We start from the raw sequence: 5,549 nt of genomic DNA on the forward strand, positions 1-5,549 counted from the left end.
GGCAAAGATCGGAAAAAACCATTTTCGCTAAAATGGGTATTTTATCGGGGGCTTACAGGGTTCCGGCCCACGCCTTTCATCACGTCGGAAAACAGCGTCACCGTACTCGAATCAAAGGCATAGAACTCCTCGAAACTGACACCCTGCTTCCGGCACTTTTTTTTGCGGCTGACCGATAAAAGCGGGGAAAAATGGGCGATCAGTGCAAAGTAGAACAGACGGAACAGCTCCTCGTCCCTGTCACGCAATGCATCTCCGGCAGTGCTTTTTGCAGGCGAACTCTCCATGCCCAGGTAATTCAACTTGCCACCCAAGGCACGCATGCCGTCACAGACTTCACCCATCGAATCGCAACGGGAAAAAATGCCAAAGAGCATCACGATCAATTGATCCCAGGAAAAAAACGCCTTGTAATATTTATCACTGCCGAGCCTTATTACCAGCTCATCAAACTTTTCCCTCGGGAGAATATTCACTATTTGTCTTAAGATCGGCTGACCGACAAATTTATTTTCGCTAACTTTGCCCATGGTTGGAAATTTAGTTTTTAGACAATCCAAATTTACAACTTAGGGACGAGACTTCGGTTAAGTCCCTATATTTTCTTCATTTTTTAGTCAGTCAGTACTGATTAAAAGTCTCAAAATAAAAATAAACCTCCTGAGAAATGAATATTTGCATTTGTTCTCAGAGGTACCCCCGAATGAAAAGAGGGTGAAATCACATTTGTGAAACACCCTCTTTGAAAATACTTAATGCAAAACCGTCAAACCTTTGGGACACCTAGTATTTAGGTGCCATCAATAGTGTTTTTAATTAGGTGTATTAGGAATTTCAATGGGATTAAAATCCGTTTCGTTTGCCGGAACATCCCACCATTCCAAATAATTGTAATTAATTGTACAAGGCTCTACTGTGCCATTAGACGCTACAACTACATTGGCATTTTGGCGTCCTCCCCCTTGAGATAAAGGTTTAAGGACACCCCAACGTCTGGCATCGTAAAACGAAGTCCCTTTTAAGAATAATCCTATGCGTCTTTCTTTACGTAATTCTTCCAAAGCCTCGTCTTTATTTAAATTAGTGTTAGCAACAGCATCCAACTGGGCATTTTGGTAATCTCTTACAGCATCAATATGAGCTAAGCCTGCCTCAATTTGATTCTTTCTAATTTTGACTTCTGCTAACATCAATTGAGTTTCTTCATAAGAACAGGCCATAGGTATTTCACAAAAACCCGGTTCCCAACTTGCGTAGTCTCCACCGTCAACAGCTCCATATCGTGTTCCATAACTCAAACCGCGTCCTCTCGGATTAAATATCGGACTAGATAGGGTATAGATATTACGTTCAAAACGATTGTCCCCTGGTTTGAAATCTTGAACTAATCTCTCGGAGATATCTTCCCATCCAGCTAGTAATCGAACAGCAGACCATGTGGTTTGATATACGAAACAAGCGTCTTCGTTAGGATCAGATTTAACAGTGAATATTTTATCGTTTTCTCTTATCCCAGCTGAAGCTAAAGTTTCAATTTCAGTCAATTCTGCATCAGTAAGGTCCTTTGCGTATTTATTTACAAGAATATTACGTGCTAAATAACTATTAATATTACGTTCCATCATGCGGGGAGAGATAAATCCTCCATTACCACTTCGGAAAGATGACGGAATGAAAGAAGTTATTAGTGACTGATATGTTGCATCAGATTCATCGATTTTTGCTAAGATTGATTTGGCTTCTTCAAAAACTTTTTTTGCTTCACCAATTACTTCCTCATGAGTTGAATAATTGGTATTTAATTCACCGTAGTTATCATTAATAATTCCTTTTGAATATAAAGAACCAATGCGTGAATAAACAAATCCTTTCCACCACAAAAACCATACTTTGTATGTATCTTTTTTGATTTGCTTTTCAGTGTCAGATCCTGTAAATTCAACTTCGTCCAGAATACTTAGCATTAAGTTTGCATGTCCTAATGTTCCATATAACGGAAGCCATTCATGATTCATCGGATTGTCGTATCCATAGTCTCTACCGTTATATTGTCTCATCAAATCAGGTTGCGACCCTCCTTGAGGAGGGTTTACAACAGTGCCGTTGGGACGTGTAATAGATGTAACTTGATTCACCCATCTCCATCCAAAGTTTCCGGCAGACACAGTAGTCACATCTCCCATTACATTGTGATTCACCTGCGAAAACCAAATGAAATAATCATATCTCATGGGGTGATAAACGCCTAATGCAGCTTTCTGTATTCCAACTTCCGTTCGTAATGAGCCAAGCCCTGGCTCATTAGGATTTTCTAACTTTAAGGAATCTTTATCGCATGACGTTAAAGCAAGTCCTATGATTGAAATTATAAATAATATTTTTTTCATAATTAAACTTTTTTTATTATCAAATTAAAATTTCACGTTAACCCCGAAAATCACAGATTTTGAATTTGGGAAAGACCACAAATCAATTCCTCTATATAATGGATTGTTAAGATTTGTTCCAACTGCTTCTGGATCCATTCCTGAGTAATTTGTTACTGTAAGAAGATTTTTTGCAGAAACACTAACCGATAGTCCTTTAATGAAGCCATTCTTAATTAGATCACTCAAATCGTAGGTTAAAGAAATATTACGTAGCCGTAAGAAAGAAGCATCTTCCACGAAATATTGGTGAATATTATTCGTGTTGTATAAGCTATTATAAAAAGCAACCCATGCTCCAGTTTGCCCGCCTATGGTAATTTCTTTGTCAAAATCCGGATGGATGCGATCTCTATAGAGCCATTGGCGACTCACGTTGTAGGCTTCCGCTCCTTTTACCCAATCGAATTGAAAAGAGAACAATACATTTTTATGTATCGTGAAATCATTGAAAAACGACATTGAGAATTTTGGAGTAGCATCACCTATTTTCTCTTGTTCAGCTGTAAACTGCACTTGTTTCGAAGTTTTATCTACAACCATACCATTAACTACTTCGTAATCGTTCAAATCAGCCTCGTCAATGTATCTATCTCCGTTTGAGTCTTTTTGATCAAGTGAAGATAAAGGTTTTGTTCCGAAAAACGCACCAACCGGTTCGCCTTCCACAATAGCGGTTTGACCCGAGCCACCTTCCCCAATAATAATGGGTTTTCCGTTTGATATTTTATCAACCATAGTTAATCCTTTAGTGAATCTGGTACCAAATTTCCAATCGAAATTCCGGGATTTATACACGTCCAAATCCATCGAGAATTGAATGCCTTTGCTTGAAAGATCGATGGCGTTGTCTCGAATACCTGCCGTCCCTGTAGAGGGCGGCATATCCACTGTATAGATAACTCCTGTGCTTTTCCTTGTCCAATATACCAATGACCCACTGGCTTTATTTAACCAATATCCTTTCATAAGGCTGATACCGTAATCTAATCCAAATTCAATTTCCTTTGAACGTTCTACTCCTAAAGCCGGATTACGAGATGTTGATGGTAAGTAAAAATATCCTTGATCACCCAAGATGTCACTGCTGGCAGTGATCATACGATCGTATGCACTGGGTTGAATACCAGCTTCTCCGTAAGCAGCTCTTAATTTAAGATCATACAGGGCGGGTGATTTTATTAATTCAGATAACCGGATATAAAAGTCGGCACGTGGGAACGTAAATGGCTTAGAGCCTTCTCCAAATGCAGAAGAATAGTCGGAGCGGAAACCAAAAGAAGCACCAAGAAGATTGGCATAGTCAAATTTTTGGTTAATTAGATATCCGAAAGTAACAAAATGGGATATATATTGATCCGACGATTTTGTATTGGCTGTTGCCAAAGTGAAAGGTGGATCCACACCATATCCAGTTCCAGTTCCTGTTACACGCTCATAGTCAGACTTTCTCCAATCGTATGCAATTTGAGTTGTTGACTGAAGTGGGAAGTTAAAATCAAAATCTTTTTCAAAATCAAATCTTAAGAATGCGCTAAGCAATGAGTTCTGTTGGGTTTCCTGAATCATGTCTTTTGTCAACTTTCCGCTTTTAGGGTCAATACCTTTTCCAGGTGTCATTGTGCTCATTTGGTTAGCTAAAAATTCGCTTCTATCTATACGGGAATGATCTATACCGTACTTATAGTCTAACTCCACAAATTTGTGTACTTTGTAATTGACATTAATCCCTTGGATAACGCGTTTGATATCGGCATTTATATCTCTGAATTTATATGTGTAAAATGGCATCACACTATTGTCGGCTGCATCATAATTTACGAAGGGATTTCCCAATTTGTCCTTGAAAGTGAGATCAACAAATGGGAGTAATGTACCAGCGGTTGCTAAACCACTGAAAATGTTATTACGATTATTAATACCACCGGTTGTGTTTTCGCTAGATATTAATTGTGTATTTGAACGAACAGTAAATCCTTTGAACAATTCTGAACCAATATTGGCTGTCAAGTTATTTCTTGTGTAATCGCCATGTACAGGACTTTCTTGTCCCATATAGGAAAAACCTAATGCATAATCAATATTATTTGAAGCTCCAACCAAATTCAATGAATGTTGTTGTGTTAATACATTCTTTTTAAAATATTGGTCTAAATGATCAAAAGTTTGTTCTTTGTAAGGTTTATTGTTTTGAGATTCTGCTGTAACTGTTTCATCAGGTAATGTCCAAAAACCTGTATCAGGATCAACTGCAATTCTATTGCCCGAACCGTCATCAATATAACCATCAAAGAGTGTAGGGAAGTAGTGATATTGAGCCTTTTTGAAATCTCCTCTCATTGGGTTATCAACAGTTAATGATCCGTTGTAAGTAATATCTGTACGTTGTCCGGCTTTACCTTTCTTAGTGAAAATCTGAATAACCCCATTAGCTCCTTGTGCACCGTATATAGTTGCAGCAGCAGCACCCTGGATAACTTCGACTCTTTCTACGTTCGATAAGTCTAAATCAGCGAGTCGTGAAATCGAGTTTCCTGTACCCAAAGCGACACTACTAGCATTTATCTCTACCCCGTCAACCAGTATCATTGGTTGTGTAGTGCCTAATGAATTAATACCACGTAAAATGATACTTGCCTGTTGACCGGGTTGACCGGAAATTGACTGTATTTGTGCCCCGGCGATCTTACCTATCAGGGCGGCATCAACACTTTTTGCTGGAACTCTTTTCAGGGCATCCTCTGAAACAGATTCAACAGAAATGGCTACTTTTCGCCTGTCGGTAGCTGCGCCCAAACCGGTAACTACAAGTTCCTGCAGTATCTCCGTGTCAGAAACCAACATAATCCTTATACTTTCACTTACCGGCACTTCTTGGGTTGTATATCCAACATAAGAAATAATTAAAGTGCCTCCCGTTGGTGCAGACAGATTGAAATTACCATTAACATCGGTTACTGTTCCCTGGGTCGTACCTTTTACTTGTATGGTTGCACCAATTGCAGGGTCTCCATTCTCATCCATAACAGTACCGCGTACTTGTGTCTGAGCCTGCACAATCCCTATTCCTACAAAAAACAGGGCCAAAAACAGAAATAGTTTTCTTTTCATAAACTCTACTTT

The 5,549-nt window shown here is 39.0% G+C and carries 3 protein-coding genes; all 3 read right to left on the minus strand.

Going from position 1 to position 5,549, the window contains the following annotated elements:
* Positions 1–41: 41 nt before the first annotated feature.
* Positions 42–530, minus strand: a complete 489-nt coding sequence (locus tag B4G81_RS15055; protein WP_294083956.1) for a DUF4372 domain-containing protein — start codon at positions 528–530, stop codon at positions 42–44.
* Between the two features lie 282 nt (positions 531–812).
* Complete coding sequence (locus tag B4G81_RS15060; protein WP_294083958.1) at positions 813–2,387, minus strand: RagB/SusD family nutrient uptake outer membrane protein; 1,575 nt, start codon at positions 2,385–2,387, stop codon at positions 813–815.
* Between the two features lie 24 nt (positions 2,388–2,411).
* Positions 2,412–5,537, minus strand: a complete 3,126-nt coding sequence (locus tag B4G81_RS15065; RefSeq protein WP_294083960.1) for a SusC/RagA family TonB-linked outer membrane protein — start codon at positions 5,535–5,537, stop codon at positions 2,412–2,414.
* Between the last annotated feature and the right edge of the window lie 12 nt (positions 5,538–5,549).

The organism is Proteiniphilum sp. UBA5384, from assembly GCF_002410825.1.
Classification (GTDB): domain Bacteria; phylum Bacteroidota; class Bacteroidia; order Bacteroidales; family Dysgonomonadaceae; genus Proteiniphilum.

Coding starts and splice junctions, on each gene's coding strand:
- B4G81_RS15055 (WP_294083956.1), bottom strand. CDS start 530: ATGGGCAAAGTTAGCGAAAATAAATTTGTCGGTCAGCCGATCTTAAGA.
- B4G81_RS15060 (WP_294083958.1), bottom strand. CDS start 2,387: ATGAAAAAAATATTATTTATAATTTCAATCATAGGACTTGCTTTAACG.
- B4G81_RS15065 (WP_294083960.1), bottom strand. CDS start 5,537: ATGAAAAGAAAACTATTTCTGTTTTTGGCCCTGTTTTTTGTAGGAATA.